Here is an 18,188-nt window from a genome sequence, read left to right as displayed (position 1 = left end):
CCTCCCCTGCACCGGGTCACCCCCCCCCCCCCCACGAGCACCCGGGCAAGGCGGGACACTACGCCGCAGACACACTTTCTTCACATGTCGCGAAGCGGTTCGTTACCGTACCGTGCCTGGCCAGAGCCTTACGAGGGTGGACCGCGGGCGTCCGCCGCGAGGCCGCTGGTGCACCATGGGCGACGAAACGGCCGGCCCGACCGGACCGTTCCTGCGAGTTGGTGGGGTGTGGTGATGGGCGCAGACCGGAGCCGGGTCCTCGTCGTCGACGACGACGCGGCGATACGACGGTCACTCGAACGCGGTCTGCGGCTCGGCGGTTTCACCGTGGACCTGGCCGACGGCGGCCGGCCCGCGCTGGACGTGGCCCGGCGGACACCGCCCGACGCGATCGTGCTGGACATCTCCATGCCCGGTCTCAGCGGCATCGACGTGTGCCGGGCGCTGCGCGAGGAGGACAACGACGTACCGGTCCTGATGCTCTCGGCGCTCGACGAGACCGCCGACCGGATCGCGGGACTGCAGGCCGGTGGTGACGACTACCTCGTCAAGCCGTTCGCCCTGCAGGAGTTGGTGCTCCGGCTCCAGGCGCTGCTGCGGCGCCGCCCGCCGAAGGACACCGACACCGTGCGGGTGGGCGGGCTGTCACTGGACCCCGCGGCGCGCACGGTCAGCCTGGACGGACGGCAACTGGAGCTGACCCGGCGGGAGTTCGAGCTGCTGCACGTCCTGGCACGCAACGCGGGCATCGTGCTCAGCCGTGATCGGCTCCTCGACCGGGTCTGGGGGTACGACTTCGATGTGCGCACCGACGCGGTGGACACGTTCGTGAGCTATCTGCGGCGCAAGCTGGAGGCCCCGGGCCGGGCCCGGATCATCCACACCGTGCGGGGCGTCGGATTCGTGCTGCGCGACGACGGACCGGAGGCCGGGCGATGAGGCTGTCCACCCGCATCGCCCTCGCCGTGGGGGCGAGCGTGCCGGTCCTGGTGCTGGCCACCGGCTGGCTGCTGCTGCGGCTGGTGGCGGCGGATCTGCACGACCAGCAGGACGCCCACCTGCGGCAGAGCGCGACGGCCGTGGCGAAGGACGCCCGCGGGCTGCTCCGGGCGAGTGCCGCGGACCGGTCGGCGGCGGTCGAACGAACCCGTGAGAGGCGGCTGTTCACCTCCGCTCTGGACGTCGGCATCCGGCTGGTGGGCCCGTCGGAGACGTTCACCGGCGGCCCGCAGCCGGGGCAGGGCGTGGCGCTCCCCGCGAGCGCGCCGGTGCCGGTCACGCTGCGGGCCGGCGGGGACTCCTGGCGGGTCCTGTCGACGCGGGTCTCCGGTACCCGTCCCGGAGTACGCGGCACCCTCTGGCTCTTCGCGCCCGACACCGCCGCGGACACCCAACTGCGCCTGGTGCGACGGCGCGTGGTGACGGTGGCGCTGCTGGCCGCACCGCTGTCGGGGCTGCTGGCCGCCGCGGTGGCCGGGCGCGCGAGCCGCCCGCTGCGACGGCTGCGGGACAGCGCGAGCGGCCTCGATCCGCGGACCAGCGCCGCCCGCCTCGACCACGCTCCGGCCCGGATCGCCGAGGTCGACGATCTGGCGCACGCCCTCCAGACGGTCCTCGGCCGCTACGACGAACAGGCCGCGCGGACGGAGGAGGCACTCGCCACCGCCCGTTCGTTCGCCTCGGCCGCCGCGCACGAACTGCGCACTCCGCTGATGAGCATGCAGACCAATCTGGAGATCCTCACCGAGCATCCGGCCCTTCCCGCTCCCGACCGCGACGAGGTGCTCGACGACCTGCGCCGTGAACACGCCCGGCTGCTCGGGCTGTTGGTCATGCTGCGCGAGCTCGGCCGCGGTGACCTGGTCGAGGCGGACGCCTTCGGCCCGGTGGACCTGGCGGACGTGGTGGAGGCGAGCGCCCGGGAGCAGCGGCGGCGCCATCCGCTCGCGCACATCGTGGCCGACTGTCCGCCGGGGCTGCGGGTCCACGGCTGGGAACCCGGACTGCGCACGGTCCTCGACAATCTGCTGACCAACGCGCTGGTGCACGGCGGATGCGCCGACGGACGCCCCGCGCACATCGATGTCACGGTGCGTGCGAGCGGCGACCACGCCGTCCTGTTCGTCGACGACCAGGGACCCGGTATCGCGCCCGAACGTCGTGCCGCGGTCTTCGAACGCTTCGAGCGGCGCCCGGACAGTCCGGGGTCGGGCCTCGGGCTCACCCTGGTCGCCCAGCAGATCGACCTGCACCGGGGCCGTGTCCGGGTCCTCGAACCGCCGTCCGGGGAGGGGACCCGGATCGAGGTCGTACTCCCCCTGACGGGCGGCGCGGACGACGTCGGGGCGACGCTCCCCCTGCAGCGCAACTGGGTGATCACGACCGCCGGTGCCCGGCCACAAGAATTCCACAAAGAGCACTCCTAGCGTGCCGGACGTGCGGGCAACCGCCCCGGAACGAAGAGGAGTTCAGCATGTCGAGCACATCGAGCACATCGAGGAAACCGGCGGCGTCAAAGACCCGGACGACCGTCGTCTCGCTGCTGGCGGTCGGCGCGCTGCTCGGCGCCGCGGGCGCCGCGTCGGCCGACGGCACCGGAACGCGGCCGTCGGGCGCGCCGACGGGCGACGGCGCGAAGGCGCTCTGCAAGCGCGCGCCGAAGATCGACCAGCGGATCGACCGCATCCTCGACCGGCTGAACGGGGACGTCTCGCAGCGCGGTTCGATCGCCCGGCTGGAACAGCGGGTCGCCAACGCCAAGTCCGCCGGGCACACGCAGATCGAGACGTATCTCAACAGCCGCCTCACCTTCAGGCGTTCGCTCGTCCCGACCCTGGAGGGCCGCCGGAAGGATCTGGCGGACGTCGAGAAGTGGTGCACGAGCCACGCCGACGGAGCCGGCTCCTGATGCGCGCGGGACGACCGGCGCTCGCCCTCGCCGTGACCGCGCTGCTCCTGACCGCCTGCGGCGGCCACGGTGACGCCGGGAACGCCCCCGCCTCCCCCGGCCCCGCCTCCACGGATGTCGCCCGTCTGCAGAAGCTGGTCGACGGCGCGGAGTCCGCGGCGAGTTCGGCCGAATCGGACATGGCCCACGACTGACGCCGTGGCGGGCGGCGACCGAGCGAGGCGCCCGGCGCGGCCGGGCCGCATCGCCTTGCGGCCCGGCCGCGCCGTAGAATGATGGTTTTGTGGACCATACGGAAGAAAGAAGAAAAGAGACACAAAGAAGACATGGCTCCCGACAGGGCCTCCTCCGGTGATTCAGCCGTCGAAGTCGTCCCACGACACGGGGGTGCCCAGCCGGACGCACAGCAGAGGTGATCGCCGGTGACTGCCGCCACTCCGCTGATGGTCGTCGACGGCGCGGGGGTCGTCGTCCGATGGAGCCGCAGAGCACGCGAGATCTGGCTGCGCTCGGACTCCGAGGCGGTGGGACGAACGGCCCTCGCCCTGGTCGCGCCCGACGTCGAGGGCCCTGGCGGCGCCTTCGGCCACGACGCGGAGCCCGGAGACGGGCCGCTGGTCATCCATGACGCCGGGGGAATGCCGGTCGACCTCAGGGTCCAGGTGGTGCCGCTGTCCGACGGCACCCTCGCCTGGGGCGTCTTCGAGGCGGGGGACGGCACCACCCCCGACGGGACCCGGACCACGGTGTTCGACATCCTGCGGGCCAACACGCACGAGGCGTTCTTCGTCCTCGACGCGGCGCTGCGCGTCCTCAGCGTCAACGAGGCCGCCGCCGCGCTGTCCGGCGTCACGGCGGAGCAGGCCCTGGACCGGCCGGTCGGCGAGGTGTGCCGTCCCTCCCGTCCGCGGGAGTTCGAGGACGTCCTGCGGACGGTCCTCACGGACGGCGTCTCCGTCACCGATCACGCCGTACGGCTCGACCCGGTGGACGCGTCGTCGCGCCAGCGGTTCGTGAACCTCTCGGCGTTCCCGCTCAGGAACGCGCGCGGCGTGGTCGTCTCCATGGACGAGGTCACGGAGTCCCTGCGGAGCGAGCGGCGGCTGAAGGCGCTCGGTTCGGTGCGCGAACGGGTGGGCCGGAGCCTGGACGTCGTGACGACCTGTCAGGAACTGGTGGACGTGCTGGTGCCCGGCTTCGCCGACATCGCGGTGGTCGAAGTGGTCGACGCCGTGGTGCGGGGCGAGGACCCGCCCCTCAGCCCCCTCGGACGCGGCATCCCGCTGCGCCGCGCGGCCTTCCGCATCGACGGACCCGCCGACAGGGCGCAGGCCCATCCCGTCGGTGACGTGCGGGCCGTCCCCACGCCGACGCCGTATTCACAGGTGCTCAGCGATCTCAAGCCACGAGCCGTCGTCCTGGACGGCAACACCCCCTGGCTGAAAGCGGATCCGGAGCGGGCCCGTGCCATCCGGGCCTCCGGCGCCCGCGTGCTGCTCACCACCCCGCTGACGCTGCGGGGCGCCGTACTCGGACTGCTGAGCCTCTATCGCGTACGACCGCACGACGCCTTCGACGAGAACGACCTCACCGTCGCCGAGGAACTGGCCGCGCACACCGCGCTGAGCCTCGACAACGCCCGCCGCTACACCCGTGAGCACACGATCGCGGCGGCGCTGCAACGCCATCTGCTGCCGCCGGAGCCCGCGTCGCGGACGGCCATGGAATTCGCGCCCCTGCACGTCCCGGCCGACGCGGGAGCGGGCACCTGGTACGACGCCTTCGGCCTGCCCGGGGCCCGTACCGCCCTGGCGATCGGGGAGGTCGGCGGAAGCGGCATCGACGCCGCGACAACCATGGGCCGGCTCCGGACGGTGATCCATTCGCTCGCGGCGCTCGACCTGGATCCCGACGAACTGCTCGCCCGCCTCAACGACGCGGTCGTACGGCTCGCCCACGAGCGGGCGGCCCTGCCGGACGGTGATCCACTGCGCCGGCATCCCCTGCGGGCCAGCTGTGTCTACGCGGTCCACGACCCGCTGCAGGAGACCTGCGTCATGGCCTCCGCGGGCCATCCCGCGCCCGTCGTGGCCCACCCGGGCGGTGTGGTGCACGTGCCGCAGATCCCGACGGGCCCCCTGCTGGGCAGCCGGGACGGGCCTCCCTTCGCCACCGCCTCCGTCCCCGTGCGGGACGGCAGCGTCCTCGCGCTGCGCACCACGGCGTTCCCGGTGCGCGAGGGTCCGGACGGCGACTCGACGGACCCGTTGCGTGTGGCGCTCACCCGGCTGGACCGTCCCCTCGGCGCCGTACGGGACGACGTCCTCTACCGGCTCCGCGACACGGCGGGCCGCCGCGACGTCCTCCTGCTGCTCGCCCGCACCCGGGCCTTTCCACCGGACCGGGTCGCCACCTGGTCCCTGGACTTCCTGCCCACGGCCGCCGCGACGGCACGGCACCACGCCCAGGACCGGCTCCGCGGGTGGCGGGTGGATGAAGAGACCGCCTTCGCCACCGAGTTGATCGTCAGCGAACTGGTGACCAACGCCCTGCGGTACGGAGCGGCGCCGATCCGGTTGCGGCTCATCAAGGACGCCACGCTCACCTGCGAGGTCAGCGACGCCGGCGGGGCGGCGCCGCGGCTGCGCCACGCCCGCACGGCCGACGAAGGCGGACGCGGCCTGTTCATCTGCGCGCAGCTCAGCCACAACTGGGGCATCCGCTACTCCGCGCAGGGCAAGACGATCTGGACGGAACAGACGCTTGTCTGAAGGGGGTACGGACCGCGGCCACCGTACGGACGGCGGCCACCCTACGGACCGCGGCCACCGTACGAACCGCGGCTACCGTGCCAGGTCGGCCGCGACCTCGCGTGCCGCGCGGGCGCCCGACGCCAGCGCACCCTGCACCGAGCCCGTGGCCCGGTGGTCCCCGCACGCATAGCGGCCCGGGGCGACGCGGGCGGTCCGGCTGAGCGGCTGCGGGGGCGGCATCGCGGGCAGGGCGTCGGGAACGGTACGGACCGTCAGCAGGTCCCAGTCCGTCGTACCGGTGCCGTACACCTCGGCGAGCGCGTCGCGCAGCCATGTCTCCCGGCCCTCCTGGTCGTGCCCGAGGACCGAGGTGGCGATCAGCGACATCCCGGGCGGGGCGTACCCGCGGACCACTTCGCTCAGGACGCAGGTGTTGAGGAATCGCCTTCTCGTGTCCGTCACCAGGACGGGTTCGGCCAGCGGCGACCGGGACGCGGCGTGGTAGTACGTCGTCACGACGCGGTAGGCCGGAAGGCCCAGCCCGGGCAGCAGCCGGGCGGCCGGGCCCGGTCCCGTGGCCACGACCACGGCCCGCGCGGCAAGTTCGCCTCCCCCGTCCGTCTCGACCCCGTCGTCCGTGAGCCGCGTGACCGGGCTGCCGAGACGCACGGCGTCCGGGGGCAGCGCCTCGGCCAGCAGGCGCGGCACCGCCCCGATGCCGGCGCCGGGCAGGCACAGGGTGCCGCGCAGCATGCTGCGCCAGATCAGATGGAACACCCGGCCGGAGGTCTCCAGCTGGTCCTCCAGGAAGACCCCGGACAGGAAGGGCCGGAAGAACCGCTCGACGAACTCCTCGGAGAACCCGGCCGCGGCCAGCGCGGTGCGTGTCGTACGGTCCTCGCCGCGCTTCAGCCATCCTGCGGGAGCGAGCATGTCCCGGCCGGACAGGGCGGCCAGCGCGAGGAGATCACGGGTTCCCGCGAGCCGCCCCGGGCGCAGGTCGCCCGGTCGCCTTCGGCCGCGGGTCGGATCCTCGAAGCGCAGCGGCCCGTCCTCGGTGTGGACGAGGACGCCGGGCGTGAAGGGCCGCAGCCGCAGATCGCGCAGGGCGAGCCGGTGCCGGACCTGCGGATAGGACGTGTTGAAGACCTGGAAGCCGCGGTCGACGACGAACCCCTCGTGCGCGTCGGAACGCATCCGGCCGCCGACCCCGTCCGAGGCCTCCAGGAGCCGGACCTCGAAGCCGTACCCGGCGAGATCGCGGGCACACGCCAGACCGGCGAGCCCGCCGCCGACGATCAGGACATCGGACGCACCGCGCTTCGCGGTCATGGGCACCATCCTCACAGCGGCCGGACCGTCCGCGCGCCGGCGGGCGCGCGGGGGCGGATCCGGGCACGGGCCGACGGCCCGGCGCCGTGACACGCGCCCTCCTGAACGGATCTTCCCGCCGGACCCGCCGGGCGGATGCGGGGCCACGCCGGTGGACCGGCCCGGACGTCCCGAACGCCGCGCCGCACGACGCGAGCCCCAGAGCCCGCAGAGCCCACAGAGGCTCCGGGACCCCGGGACCCCGGGACTCCGGGACTCCGGGTAGGAATAAGCCGGTACGTCCCGCTGTTCCCCTTGTTGTGACGCGGAGCGGCCTCCGCACACCAGGTAAGCGGCCCCGGCCGGTCTCCCCCGTCCGGCCGGGGTCCCCTGACGAACGGCGCCGATTTCCCCGGCGCCGTTCTCCGTCAGTGGCCCGAGCCGTAATGGCCGCCGAGCTGGTCGCGGTAGTGCGGGTCTCCGAGGTGCTTCTCCTCGTCGAATTCCGGCGCCGCCTTGATCTCGTCCTTGGTCCGGGCGACATGGACCGTCCTGTCCTCGTGGCTGATCGACGTGATCGTCCCGGCGGGCAGCAGGACCTCCTTGCCGAAGATCCACACGCCGGTGTCGACGACGATGTACTGGGAACCGACCTCGTCGGAGTGCTTGTCGACCTTCCCGATGTGCCCGTCGGCCGCCTCCACCCGGTAGCCGGAGAGATCGGCGTCGGGCGTGTGCCCGCTGGTCGGGCCGTAACCCCAGAGGTTCTCGTTCACGAAGAAGTCCTCCCACTCGTCCACGGATGCGCGCCGCGGTCCCGAAACGGACTCCCGGCGCGCCCTTCGGCGACCGGATGACGGTCGCCCTTTCCCCGGCGCGTCGTCCGCCGGAGATCGACGGGTGTCCCTTTCCCGGCCGTCGACACCCGCTCAGCGGAAATTCCTCACGCCCCCGCTCCCTGCGCGACCGTCCGGAACGAGCCGCCCACACAGGTTCTTCACGGATTCGGTTCGCGAGTGACTTGAAACCGACGATCCGGCCCGAAATTCGTTGCGGTCTGGACCAATGACATCCGAGCGCAGCGGATCATCACCCTCCGGATCCGGACCGCCCCGTGCGGGACAACCAGAGGAACGTTTCTCTCGGTAACGAATCAACCGCACACAGTGACAGGCGGACCTTCGTCGGGCCACCCGATGCTCACTCATTCGATGGACGCGCTTTTTCGTCATGTTGCACAGGAGGCGCACGAAAGCTCCACAGAGACACCACTATGTGACGTGACGAACGCGTGACGACCACGTCTGAGGGGGGCTGTGGCGTCGCGTCAGGGGGTGGCCGGCTCCATGGGAGCGGTACTCACCCCTGCCCGGGGAGGGGACTTCACCGCATGAAGCGGACCACGCACACGGCCGCGCCCGTACGAGGCGCGCCCATCGACCCGTCCGGCCCGAAGGGCACCCGTGGACCGGCGGGCATCACCGAGCGGGTCCTCCACAGCCCGGACGACTGAGCCGTACACCGACCGAAGGTCCCGGCCGCGCCCCGCGCGGCCGGGACGGGCCCGACCACCCCGACCTCGGCCGTGGAGCACATCCATGCACCCTCCCCGCGGCGCGCGCAGCCTCGGCTCGACGCGCGTCACCCTGCTCACCGAAGGCACCTACCCGCACAGTCACGGCGGCGTCAGTGTCTGGTGCGACCAACTCGTCGACGGCATGCCCGACGTCGACTTCGGCGTCATCGCCGTGACCGGCACCGGACGTGAACCGATCGTGTGGGACATCCCCGCACAGGTCGTGGACGTCGTCGCGGTCCCCATGTGGGGGCCCGCACCCGAAGGGCGGCCTCCGATCGGCCGCCGCCGCAGGCAACTCACCACCGCCTACGAGCAGTTCCTGACCGCTCTGCTCGACCCGTGCGCCGAGGACCTGTTCGCCGGCGCCCTGTACGCGATGGCGGGGGCCGCGGTGGACGGGACGCTGAGTCCCTTCCTGCGCGGCGACCGCGCGATCGGCGTCCTGGCCGGGGTGTGGAACCGGCCGGGGCTGGCCGTCCGCGAGGCCCGGCCCACCCTGCACGACGCCGTCACCGCGACCGCCCTGCTGGAGCACGCGCTGCGCCCGCTGACCGCACCGCTGCCCGAGCACGGGGTGGCGCACGCGGTCAGCGGCGGCGTCGCCGTACTGCCGGGCCTGGCCGCGCTCGAACGGCACGGCGTTCCCCTGCTGTTGACCGAGCACGGCGTCTATCTGCGCGAGCGCTATCTCGGCTACCGCACCGCCCCCTACCGCTGGCCGGTCAAGGCGCTCGTGCTGGGCTTCTTCCGGCTGCTCGCGGAGGAGACGTACCGGTGCGCGGCCCTGATCACCCCGGGCAACCGCTACAACCGGCTGTGGGAGGAACAGGGCGGTGCCGCACCCGAGTCGATCCGCACCGTCTACAACGGAGTGGACCCGGCCGTGTTCCCGCCGGCCGGTCCGGAGCCGCAACGGCCGACGCTGAGCTGGGCCGGACGCGTCGACCCGATCAAGGACCTGGAGACCCTGATCCGGGCGTTCGCTCTCGTGCGGGCACGACTCCCGGACGCGCGGCTCCGGTTGTTCGGCGGCACACCGCGCGGCGGCGAGGCCTACCGCGAACGCTGCGAGGCCCTGGCCGCCGAGCTGGGCCAGGCGGACGCGGTCACCTTCGAAGGACGCGTGGACGACATCAAGGACGCCTACGCGGCGGGCAACGTCGTGATGCTCTCCAGCATCAGCGAGGGCTTCCCGTTCACCCTGATCGAGGCCATGTCGTGCGGGCGGGCGACCGTGTCCACGGACGTGGGCGGGGTGCGCGAGGCCGTCGGCGACAGCGGTCTCGTCGTCCCGCCACGCGATCCGGGCGCCATGGCCGCCGCCGCGCTGGAACTGCTCGGCGACGCCGGGCGGCGCGCCTCGATGGGCCGGGCCGCCCGGCTGCGGGTCATCGAGGAGTTCACCCTGCGGCAGACCGTCGACACCTTCCGGACCATCTACCTGGAGCTGTCGGCGCTCGGCCGGATCGTCCCGGGCGTTCCCGCCGGGGCCGACGCCCCGCCCGCGGCACCGGGTGGCCGGACGGCAGCGTCCAGGCCGAGGAGCCTGGCCGGATGAGCGGACCCATGGCGCTGGACCCCGGCGGCACGGGGGACGACACCCTGTCCCTGCGGCTCGCCGACGGCCGTGGGCCCATCCGGTCCGCGCCCGGCCACGGCACGCTCCGGGACGCGGTCGACCGGCTCGCCGCCGAGCTCGCGGAATCCATCGGCCCGGCGGTCCACCCGTACGAGGTGGCGGCCCTGCTGGAGTCGGAGGGGCTGACCGCCGAGATCATCCAGGAGCGGTACGGACACCCGAGTCTCTTCTCGCTCGCCTCCGCGTTGTACGAGCGGGTGCCACGCACCTTCCCGGAGCCGCCGCGACCGGCCGACCCGTGGCGTCCGGACCATGTCCGCTGCGGGCTGCGCGGGGCGCTGTTCGCCCTTCCGGGCCTCGCCTATCTGCTGACCGGCCCGCTGTGGCACGCGGGCCGGGACCTCGATGTCCTGGTGGTGGCCGGCCTCGTCTCCTGGGCGTGGGGCCAGGCGCTCGGGCACCGTGCCCACCTGCGCATGGCCACGGGCCGCCGCGAGGCGGGCCGGACGCTGCTCAAGGGGGCACCGCTCGGCGCGCTCGCCGCGACGGCGTCGGGGGCGCTGACCGCCGGGTCCGGCACCGCGACCGGCGTCGCCGCAGCGCAGTCGGTGTATCTCGCGGCCGCCGGGGTGCTGCTCGTGCTGGGCGGGGAGCGGCTGCTGCTGGCCGCGCTCGCCCCGCTGGTCCTCGGCGCGGCGGCGCTGCCCTGGTGGGACCCCGGGACCGTGCCGCGCGTCGCCCTGCCGCTGCTGTCCGTGCTCGGCGCGGCCGCCGCGGCCGGCCGGTCGCTGCTGTCCGCGCTCGCCGCTCCCCCGGCCCCGGGCGGAGCCCGTCCGTCCCCGCTGCGGTCGCTGCCGTACGGCGTGTTCGGACTGTCCGCCGGGGTGCTGGTCCTGCTGGAGGGCCGGCAGCATCCGTACGCCGTGATCGTGCTGACGGTGAGCATGGGACCGGCGGAGTGGCTGCTGTACCGGTATCGCGGGATGTCGGTGGCGGCACTGCGGGTGACGGCGACCCCGGCGGCCTTCCTGCTGCGTTCGACCGGTGTCCTCGGGCTGTGCCTGCTCCTCTACGTGCTCCCGCTGCTGCCCGCGGCCCTGCTCACCGGCGCGGAGCCGGTCCCGCTGCTGCTGCTCGCGGCCACGCTGTGGACCGCGTTGCTGCTCCAGGCCTTCGGAGCCGCCTGGCAGCCGGCCGTCCTCTGTCTGGCGGCGGCCGGCGGTGCCGCCGCGACCATAGCCCTCGGGGCCCTGCCGGGCGCCGTCGCGTTGGCCCTGTTCTGCGGCGCGGCCTGCCTGTGTCTCACCGCCTGCGCCGTACGGCTGCTGGGGCGGCCGGCGCCGCACGCCTGAACCACCTCCCCCACCCCGCACAGCCCGTCCGGACGCGTCCGGAGCGTCGCCGTGCCTTCGTCCGCATCACCCATCACCTGAGCAACCAACCGGAAGGACCAACGAGTTGACCACCCAACCGCTCGCCGCCGTCACCGGGGCCGAGGGTTTCATCGGCTCCCACCTCACCGAGGCGCTGGTCGCCTCCGGACACCGGGTGAGGGCCATGGCGCAGTACAACTCCTTCTCCTCGTACGGCTGGCTGGAGACCCTGCGCCCCGATGTCCTGGACCAGGTGGACATCGTCCTGGGCGACGTCCGGGACCCGGGTTCGGTCCGCGCTCTGGCCGAAGGCGCCGACTGCGTCTACCACTTGGCCGCGCTCATCGCGATCCCGTACTCCTACCGGGCACCGCACAGCTACGTGGACACCAACGTCACCGGGACCCTCAACGTGCTGGAGGCGGTGCGGGCGCTCGGCACGCCCCGGCTCGTGCACACCTCCACCAGTGAGACGTACGGCACCGCGCGGACCGTGCCGATCACCGAGGACCACCCCATCAACACCCAGTCCCCGTACGCGGCTTCGAAGGCGGGCGCCGACCGGCTGGCCGACAGCTACCACGCGAGTTTCGGCACACCGGTGGTGACCCTGCGGCCGTTCAACACCTACGGTCCGCGCCAGTCGATGCGCGCGGTCGTCCCCACCGTCATCGGCCAGGTGGCCGCGGGCGAACGCACCATCACCCTCGGCGATCTGCGGCCCACCCGCGACTTCACCTTCGTCGAGGACACCGCGCAGGCCTTCCTCGCCGTGGGCACGGCGCCCGCGGACCGGGTCGTGGGCCAGACCTTCAACGCCGGTACGGGCGGCGAGATCTCGGTCGGCGACCTGGTGGCACTGATCGGCAAGGTGATGGACACCGCTCTCGACGTCCGCGAGGACACGGGGCGCGTCCGGCCGGCCGGCTCCGAGGTGATGCGGCTGGTCGCCGACGCGACCCGGCTGGCCGGGGCGACCGGCTGGAGCCCCGGCCACGACCTGGAGCAAGGGCTCGCCCGGACCGTCGAGTTCTTCCGCGAACCGGCGAACCTGGCCCGCTACAAGACCGGCATCTACAACATCTGACCCGTCCTGCACGTCCCACGAAGGAAGAACCTCATGCACGCAGTGATTCTCGCGGGAGGCAAGGGCGTTCGGCTGCGGCCCTACACCACCGCGCTGCCCAAGCCCCTCGTTCCCATCGGCGACCAGCACGCGATCCTGGAGATCGTGCTCCGCCAGCTCGCCTCGTGCGGCTTCACCAGCTGCACCATCGCCATCGGCCACCTGGGCGAGATCATCCGCGCCTACGTCGGTGACGGCTCCCGATGGGGCCTGGCCGTCGACTACTCCACCGAGGAGAGCCCGCTCGGCACCATGGGGCCGCTGCTGACGATGCTCGACCGGCTGCCCGAGTCGTTCCTCGTGATGAACGGCGACGTGCTCACCGATCTCGACTTCGGCGACGTCCTGCACCAACACCGGCGTGCGGGCGCTCCGTTGACCATCGCGACGTACGCGCGCAAGGTGCGCATCGACTTCGGCGTACTGACCACCGACGACCGCAGGGTGGTCGCGTTCACCGAGAAGCCGAGCATGGACTACCGCGTCTCCATGGGCGTCTACGGCCTGTCGCGCTCCACGCTCGGGAACTATACGCCGGGGCTGCCGCTGGGCTTCGACGAGCTGGTCCTCGACCTGCTGCGCAGCGGTGACGAGCCGCACGCCTACGCGTTCGACGGGTACTGGCTCGACATCGGCCGCCCGGACGACTACGACCGGGCCAACGCCGAGTTCACCACCCGCAAGTCCCTGCTGCTCAAGGGAGCCTGACCACCGCATGCGCATTCTCGTCCTGGGCTTCACCGGCTATCTGGGCGGCCATGTCGCCGAGCACCTGCGCACCCTCGCGGGCGTGCGGGTGCTCGGCGGCGGGCGCTCGCCCGCCGCCGAGTTCGGCATCGACCTGGCCACCGCCCGCCGTGAGCGACTGGCCGCGACCCTGGCGGCGGCCGCGCCCGACGCCGTCATCAACTGCGCCGGCGCGACCGGCGGCGACGCGGTGACCCTCTCCGAGGTCAACTCCCGTGGCCCCGCGGTCCTTTGCGCGGCGCTGCGGGAGGCGGCGCCGGCCGCCCGGCTGATCCATCTGGGCTCGGCCGCCGAATACGGCCCCGGTGTCCCGGACACCACCATGACCGAGTCCGCGCCCACCCGTCCGCTGACCCCGTACGGGGCCACCAAACTCGCGGGCACGGTCACCGTCGCCTCCTCCGGTCTCGACGCGGTCGTCCTGCGCGTGGGCAACCCCGTGGGTCCGAAAGCGCCGCCCACCGGGCTGCCGGGCCGGATCGCCGGACTGCTCCGCGAGGCGGGCCCGGACCCGGACGCGGTCATCCGGCTCGGCGACCTCTCGGCGTACCGCGACTTCGTGGACGTACGCGATGTGGCACGGGCGGCGGTCGCGGCGGCGACCGTCCCCGGGCAGCTGCCGCGGGTTCTCAACATCGGGGGCGGCGAGGCCGTCCCGGTGCGTGACCTGGTGGGCGGCCTGGCGCGCGTCGCCGGGTTCCGGGGGCGCATCGAGGAGAACGGCGGCGGCTCCGCCCGCTCGGGCGAGGTGTCGTGGCAGTGCTCCGACATCACCGCCGCCCGGAAGGCCCTCGACTGGCGGCCCGAGCTGACCCTCGACGACTCGCTGGCCGCGCTCTGGGCGGCGGCCGGGACCGGTCCCGGCCCACGGGCCGGAAGCGGCCCGACGCCATGAGCCTGCTGATTCCGCTGTACGTCCACCCGGCCGAGGACCCCGGCGCCTGGCACCGGCTGATCGGGGCGGCCGACCGGACGTACGGGGTCGTCATCAACCCGGCCGACGGGCCGGGCCCGGGCCCGGATCCCGCGTTCACCGCGGCGGCGCACGCGCTGCGCTCGGCGGGTGCCCGGCTGCTCGGCTATGTCGACACCGACTACGGCGCGCGCGACCCCGATCTCATCGCCGACGAGGTCGCGCGGCACCGGGACTGGTACGGGACGCAGGGGTGTTTCCTCGACCGGGTGGCGCCGACCCCGGCGGCGCTGCCCGGCTGCAGGCGGCTGGTGCAGGGCCTGCGCCGGCTCGGGGCGGCTCCCGTCGTGCTGAACATGGGCGTCCACCCGGCGCCGGGATACACCCGCTTCGCCGATCTGCTCGTCACGTTCGAGGGCCACTGGTCCACCTATGTGTCGGCGTTCAGCAGACCGATGTGGACCGCGCGCCACCCGCCCGAGCTGTTCTGTCACCTGGTCTACGGCGTCCCGGAGGCGCTCGTCCCGCTGGCCGTCCGCACCGCGCGGGACCGCGGTGCGGCGGTGGCCGGTCCGGTGACCGGTGAACTCCCCAATCCCTGGGCGCGGTTGACGCCCGCTTTGAGCGTGCGGGAGTCCTGAGGGCGGCATCCTGCGGCCGGCCCCGTCAGTCCGGTTCTTCTTGCACGGATTGATGGCATGTCTAGGTCAAATCTGCGAGGCTTTCCGATGCCGTCGCCCTGACCCCAGGGTGACGGCACGGAAATCTCACCAGGCGACCGCGCGCACCCGCACGCGGCCGCGGCCGGCCAGCGGCGCACCCCAGTCGTCCCGGGCGGCCACCGAGCAGGCCGGAATCCCGGCCGCCTCAAAGGAGTTTCGTGTGAGACCGACCCCCCTCAAGGCCCTGGCGGCACGCGTCCTCACCGTCGCCGCCCTGGCCGCAGTCTCGCTCCCCGGCACCCCCGCGGCAGCCTCGCCGGGCACGGCACCGGCCGCCGCGGCCGCCTGCACACCTGCCCAGGTGGTGACCAACGGCGGCTTCGAGAGCGGTACTTCACCCTGGACCCAGTCCTCGACCAGCGTGATCACCAGCCGCACCGGCCAGAGTGCCCACGGCGGCACCAGCTTCGCCTGGCTGGACGGCACCGGCGGCACCCACACCGACACGCTCTCGCAGAGTGTCACGATCCCGTCCGGGTGCAGCAGCGCCAGCCTGACGTTCTGGCTGCACATCGACACGGCGGAGACGACCTCGTCGACGGCCTACGACAAGCTGACGGCGAAGATCGGCAGCACGACCCTGGCGACGTACTCGAACCTCAACAAGGCGTCCGGGTACGTCCAGAAGACGTTCGACGTCTCGTCGTTCGCCGGCCAGACCGTCACGGTCGCCTTCACCGGCACGGAGGACTCCAGCCTCCAGACGAGCTTCGTCCTCGACGACATCGCCCTGAACACCTCCGGTGGCACGACCCCGCCGGCCGACTCCACCCGTACCCCCGCCGCCCCCGGTTACACGGTCAGCCTGACCAGCAACACGAGCGGGACCAGCTGGAGCGGTCACGAGAGCGTGACCTTCACCAACGCCTCCTCCACCTCGCTCAGCGAGGTGTACCTGAGGCTGTGGGACAACTACCACGGCACCTGCTCCGCGATGCCCATCACCGTCAGCAACGTCAGCGGCGGCACCGCCGGCTCGCTCTCGGTGGCCTGCACCGCTCTCCAGATCAGCCTGTCGTCCCCGCTGGCACAGGGCCAGAGCGCGACGATCGGCTTCGACCTGGGCATCACCGTGCCCAGTGGCGCCGACCGGTTCGGCTACGACGGCGCCTTCGTCAACATCGGCAACGCCCTGCCCGTGCTCGCGGTCAAGGACGGCGCCGGCTGGCACCTGGACCCGTACACCAACAACGGTGAGTCCTTCTACTCCCTGGCCGCCGACTTCAAGGTGACCCTGGACCACCCGACGAGCCTCCTCGTCCCGGCCACCGGCACCTCGGTCGACACCGCCGGTTCGAGCGGCCGCACCGTCACCACGGCCACGGCCTCCAAGGTCCGTGACTTCGCCTGGGCCGCCGGGCCGTTCACCAAGATCTCCGGCACCTCCACCGCCGGCACCGCGATCAACATCTACTCCGTGTCGGGCATCAGCTCCTCCGACGCCCAGTCGATGCTCTCCACCGCCAAGTCCGCGGTGGACGCCCACGCGGCGCGCTTCGGCGCGTACCCGTACGGCGAGCTGGACGCGGTGATCGACAACAACTACTGGTTCGGCGGCATGGAGTACCCCGGATTCGTCCTCGACCTGGTCAGCACCACGGCGCTGACCCACGAGATCGGTCACCAGTGGTTCTACGGGATCGTCGGTGACGACGAGTACAACAGCCCGTGGCTCGACGAGGCGTTCACCGACTACGCCACCGACCTGGCGCAGGGCAAGACCGGGACCAGCTGCTGGAGCAGCGTCTCCTGGGCCTCGTCCGCGGAGAACATCACCAACTCGATGGCCTACTGGGACGCTCACTCGTCCCGCTACTCCACCGTCGTCTACGGCTACGGCAAGTGCGCCCTGCACGACCTGCGACGCGTGCTCGGTGACACCGTCATGGCCAACCTGCTGAAGAGCTACGCCGGTTCGCACTGGTACGGCGTCTCGACCACGGCCGAGTTCAAGGCGGCGGCCCAGGCCGCCACGACCACGGACCTGACGTCGTTCTGGACGACCCACCGCATCGTGGGCTGACCGGCCTCCCGGTCCGCCCGTCCTCTGTCCGTCGCGGTGGCGCCTCCGGGCGTCACCGCGACGCGCATGTCCGGCCGGGTCGGGGGCAGGTTCCGCCGTACGGCGGCTCCCGGTGCGGGAGCGCGGCACCCGATCATGGGATCAGGGAGCCGCCGGACCCGGCGCAAGGAGACGTCATGCTGTTGGTACCGCCCCCGTTCGACCCCGAGTTGGCCGCCGCCCTCGCGGCGGTCGGACCGTCCGTGCCGTCCGGGCCGACCCTGGCGGACATCGCCGCCCTGCGCGCCGTACAGCAAGTCGCCGTACCCGCGTACGACCTCACCGACGGCGGAGCCTTCACCACCACGGACCTGACGGTGCCGGGGCCCGAGGGCGCCCCCGGTATCTCGCTGTTCGTCATCAGGCCCCTCGCGCCCCCGCAGGACGGGCCGCGCCCGGTGATCTACCACGTCCACGGCGGCGGCATGGTCCTCGGCACCAAACGGGCCGGCGTGGAACTCGTCCTGGAATGGGCGCGGGAGCTCGACGCGGTCGTGGTGTCCGTGGAGTACCGGCTCGCCCCCGAACACCCGTACCCGGCCGGGGTGGAGGACGTCTACGCCGGTCTGCTGTGGACGGCGGGGTACGCCGGGGAGCTCGGCGGCGACCCGGAGCGGATCGTCGTCGCGGGCGCCAGCGCGGGCGGCGGTCTCACCGCGGCGCTCGCCCTGCTCGCCCGGGACCGTGAGGGGCCTCGGCCGCTCGGGCAGGTCCTGATGTATCCGATGCTCGACGACCGCAACGACACTCCGTCCGCGCACCAGATGGCGGGCGTCGGCGCCTGGGACCGTACGGCCAACGAGACCGCCTGGACCGCCGTGCTGGGCGATGCCCGCGGCGGCCCGGACGTGCCCGCCTACGCCGCCCCGGCACGGGCGACGGATCTGTCCGGACTGCCCCCGGCCTTCCTCGACGTCGGCTCCGCGGAGACCTTCCGGGACGAGGTCGTCGACTACGCCTCGCGGATCTGGCAGGCGGGCGGGGTCGCCGAACTGCACGTGTGGCCCGGCGGCTTCCACGGCTTCGACGCCTTCGCCCCGCACACCGCGCTGGCCCGGGCCGCCCGCGCCGCCCGGCTCGCCTGGCTCCGCAGGCTCCTGGCGCGGTGACGGCGG

At 73.0% G+C, this 18,188-nt stretch carries 16 protein-coding genes; 14 read left to right on the top strand and 2 right to left on the bottom strand.

Annotation, left to right across the window (positions count from 1 at the left end; all coding sequences use genetic code 11):
• The first annotated feature begins 234 nt into the window (after positions 1-234).
• The 5 genes from ACH4S8_RS02730 (at position 235) to ACH4S8_RS02710 (ending at position 5,679) form a co-directional block, all read left to right on the top strand.
• Positions 235-939: a response regulator transcription factor gene (locus ACH4S8_RS02730; RefSeq protein ID WP_398390208.1), complete on the top strand. Its 705-nt coding sequence runs from the start codon at positions 235-237 to the stop codon at positions 937-939.
• Positions 936-2,426, top strand: a complete 1,491-nt coding sequence (locus tag ACH4S8_RS02725) for a sensor histidine kinase (RefSeq protein ID WP_398390206.1) — start codon at positions 936-938, stop codon at positions 2,424-2,426. Before ACH4S8_RS02730 ends, ACH4S8_RS02725 begins: the two co-directional genes overlap by 4 nt.
• A 47-nt stretch (positions 2,427-2,473) precedes the next feature.
• Positions 2,474-2,908, top strand: a complete 435-nt coding sequence (locus ACH4S8_RS02720) for a hypothetical protein (protein WP_398390204.1) — start codon at positions 2,474-2,476, stop codon at positions 2,906-2,908.
• Positions 2,908-3,102, top strand: coding sequence for a hypothetical protein (locus ACH4S8_RS02715; protein WP_398390202.1), 195 nt, complete (start codon positions 2,908-2,910; stop codon positions 3,100-3,102). Before ACH4S8_RS02720 ends, ACH4S8_RS02715 begins: the two co-directional genes overlap by 1 nt.
• A gap of 228 nt (positions 3,103-3,330) precedes the next feature.
• Complete coding sequence (locus ACH4S8_RS02710; protein WP_398390200.1) at positions 3,331-5,679, top strand: SpoIIE family protein phosphatase; 2,349 nt, start codon at positions 3,331-3,333, stop codon at positions 5,677-5,679.
• Positions 5,680-5,751: 72 nt separating this feature from the next.
• On the opposite strand, the gene ACH4S8_RS02705 is transcribed toward ACH4S8_RS02710, so the two are convergent.
• Both ACH4S8_RS02705 and ACH4S8_RS02700 read right to left on the bottom strand, forming a co-directional pair.
• Positions 5,752-6,993, bottom strand: a complete 1,242-nt coding sequence (locus ACH4S8_RS02705; protein ID WP_398390199.1) for an NAD(P)/FAD-dependent oxidoreductase — start codon at positions 6,991-6,993, stop codon at positions 5,752-5,754.
• Positions 6,994-7,400: 407 nt separating this feature from the next.
• A complete protein-coding gene (locus ACH4S8_RS02700; protein ID WP_398390198.1) occupies positions 7,401-7,748 on the bottom strand; it encodes a PRC-barrel domain containing protein in 348 nt (115 codons plus the stop codon).
• Positions 7,749-8,362: 614 nt separating this feature from the next.
• On the opposite strand from ACH4S8_RS02700, the gene ACH4S8_RS02695 reads away from it, so the two are divergent.
• The 9 genes from ACH4S8_RS02695 (at position 8,363) to ACH4S8_RS02655 (ending at position 18,182) form a co-directional block, all read left to right on the top strand.
• Positions 8,363-8,485: a hypothetical protein gene (locus ACH4S8_RS02695; RefSeq protein WP_398390197.1), complete on the top strand. Its 123-nt coding sequence runs from the start codon at positions 8,363-8,365 to the stop codon at positions 8,483-8,485.
• An 85-nt stretch (positions 8,486-8,570) separates the two neighbouring features.
• The gene (pelF, locus tag ACH4S8_RS02690) at positions 8,571-10,109 is read left to right on the top strand and encodes a GT4 family glycosyltransferase PelF (protein ID WP_398390196.1); all 1,539 of its coding nucleotides are present in this window, start codon (positions 8,571-8,573) and stop codon (positions 10,107-10,109) included.
• The gene (locus ACH4S8_RS02685) at positions 10,106-11,482 is read left to right on the top strand and encodes a hypothetical protein (protein WP_398390194.1); all 1,377 of its coding nucleotides are present in this window, start codon (positions 10,106-10,108) and stop codon (positions 11,480-11,482) included. Before pelF ends, ACH4S8_RS02685 begins: the two co-directional genes overlap by 4 nt.
• Before the next feature lie 106 nt (positions 11,483-11,588).
• The gene (locus ACH4S8_RS02680) at positions 11,589-12,590 is read left to right on the top strand and encodes an SDR family NAD(P)-dependent oxidoreductase (RefSeq protein WP_398390192.1); all 1,002 of its coding nucleotides are present in this window, start codon (positions 11,589-11,591) and stop codon (positions 12,588-12,590) included.
• Positions 12,591-12,623: 33 nt separating this feature from the next.
• The gene (locus ACH4S8_RS02675; RefSeq protein WP_398390190.1) at positions 12,624-13,337 is read left to right on the top strand and encodes a sugar phosphate nucleotidyltransferase; all 714 of its coding nucleotides are present in this window, start codon (positions 12,624-12,626) and stop codon (positions 13,335-13,337) included.
• Positions 13,338-13,344: 7 nt separating this feature from the next.
• The gene (locus ACH4S8_RS02670) at positions 13,345-14,271 is read left to right on the top strand and encodes an NAD-dependent epimerase/dehydratase family protein (protein ID WP_398390188.1); all 927 of its coding nucleotides are present in this window, start codon (positions 13,345-13,347) and stop codon (positions 14,269-14,271) included.
• Positions 14,268-14,930 carry a spherulation-specific family 4 protein gene (locus ACH4S8_RS02665; protein WP_398390186.1) on the top strand — a complete coding sequence of 221 codons (663 nt, stop codon included), beginning with the start codon at positions 14,268-14,270 and terminating at the stop codon, positions 14,928-14,930. The genes ACH4S8_RS02670 and ACH4S8_RS02665 overlap by 4 nt, the downstream gene beginning before the upstream one ends.
• A gap of 241 nt (positions 14,931-15,171) precedes the next feature.
• A complete protein-coding gene (locus ACH4S8_RS02660; protein WP_398390184.1) occupies positions 15,172-17,034 on the top strand; it encodes a M1 family aminopeptidase in 1,863 nt (620 codons plus the stop codon).
• Positions 17,035-17,210: 176 nt separating this feature from the next.
• The gene (locus ACH4S8_RS02655) at positions 17,211-18,182 is read left to right on the top strand and encodes an alpha/beta hydrolase (protein ID WP_398390182.1); all 972 of its coding nucleotides are present in this window, start codon (positions 17,211-17,213) and stop codon (positions 18,180-18,182) included.
• Positions 18,183-18,188: the final 6 nt, after the last annotated feature.

This window comes from Streptomyces sp. NPDC021080 (assembly GCF_044333225.1).
GTDB lineage: Bacteria > Actinomycetota > Actinomycetes > Streptomycetales > Streptomycetaceae > Streptomyces.
Note: the sequence above shows the minus strand (reverse complement) of the source record. Positions and strands in the feature narration are given on the sequence as shown.

Bases quoted from the DNA above. Each gene is read 5' to 3' on its own strand.
- ACH4S8_RS02715 (WP_398390202.1), top strand. From the start codon at position 2,908: ATGCGCGCGGGACGACCGGCGCTCGCCCTCGCCGTGACCGCGCTGCTC.
- ACH4S8_RS02695 (WP_398390197.1), top strand. From the start codon at position 8,363: ATGAAGCGGACCACGCACACGGCCGCGCCCGTACGAGGCGCGCCCATC.
- ACH4S8_RS02725 (WP_398390206.1), top strand. From the start codon at position 936: ATGAGGCTGTCCACCCGCATCGCCCTCGCCGTGGGGGCGAGCGTGCCG.
- ACH4S8_RS02670 (WP_398390188.1), top strand. From the start codon at position 13,345: ATGCGCATTCTCGTCCTGGGCTTCACCGGCTATCTGGGCGGCCATGTC.
- ACH4S8_RS02675 (WP_398390190.1), top strand. From the start codon at position 12,624: ATGCACGCAGTGATTCTCGCGGGAGGCAAGGGCGTTCGGCTGCGGCCC.
- ACH4S8_RS02655 (WP_398390182.1), top strand. From the start codon at position 17,211: ATGCTGTTGGTACCGCCCCCGTTCGACCCCGAGTTGGCCGCCGCCCTC.
- ACH4S8_RS02705 (WP_398390199.1), bottom strand. From the start codon at position 6,993: ATGACCGCGAAGCGCGGTGCGTCCGATGTCCTGATCGTCGGCGGCGGG.
- pelF (WP_398390196.1), top strand. From the start codon at position 8,571: ATGCACCCTCCCCGCGGCGCGCGCAGCCTCGGCTCGACGCGCGTCACC.
- ACH4S8_RS02665 (WP_398390186.1), top strand. From the start codon at position 14,268: ATGAGCCTGCTGATTCCGCTGTACGTCCACCCGGCCGAGGACCCCGGC.
- ACH4S8_RS02685 (WP_398390194.1), top strand. From the start codon at position 10,106: ATGAGCGGACCCATGGCGCTGGACCCCGGCGGCACGGGGGACGACACC.
- ACH4S8_RS02720 (WP_398390204.1), top strand. From the start codon at position 2,474: ATGTCGAGCACATCGAGCACATCGAGGAAACCGGCGGCGTCAAAGACC.
- ACH4S8_RS02730 (WP_398390208.1), top strand. From the start codon at position 235: ATGGGCGCAGACCGGAGCCGGGTCCTCGTCGTCGACGACGACGCGGCG.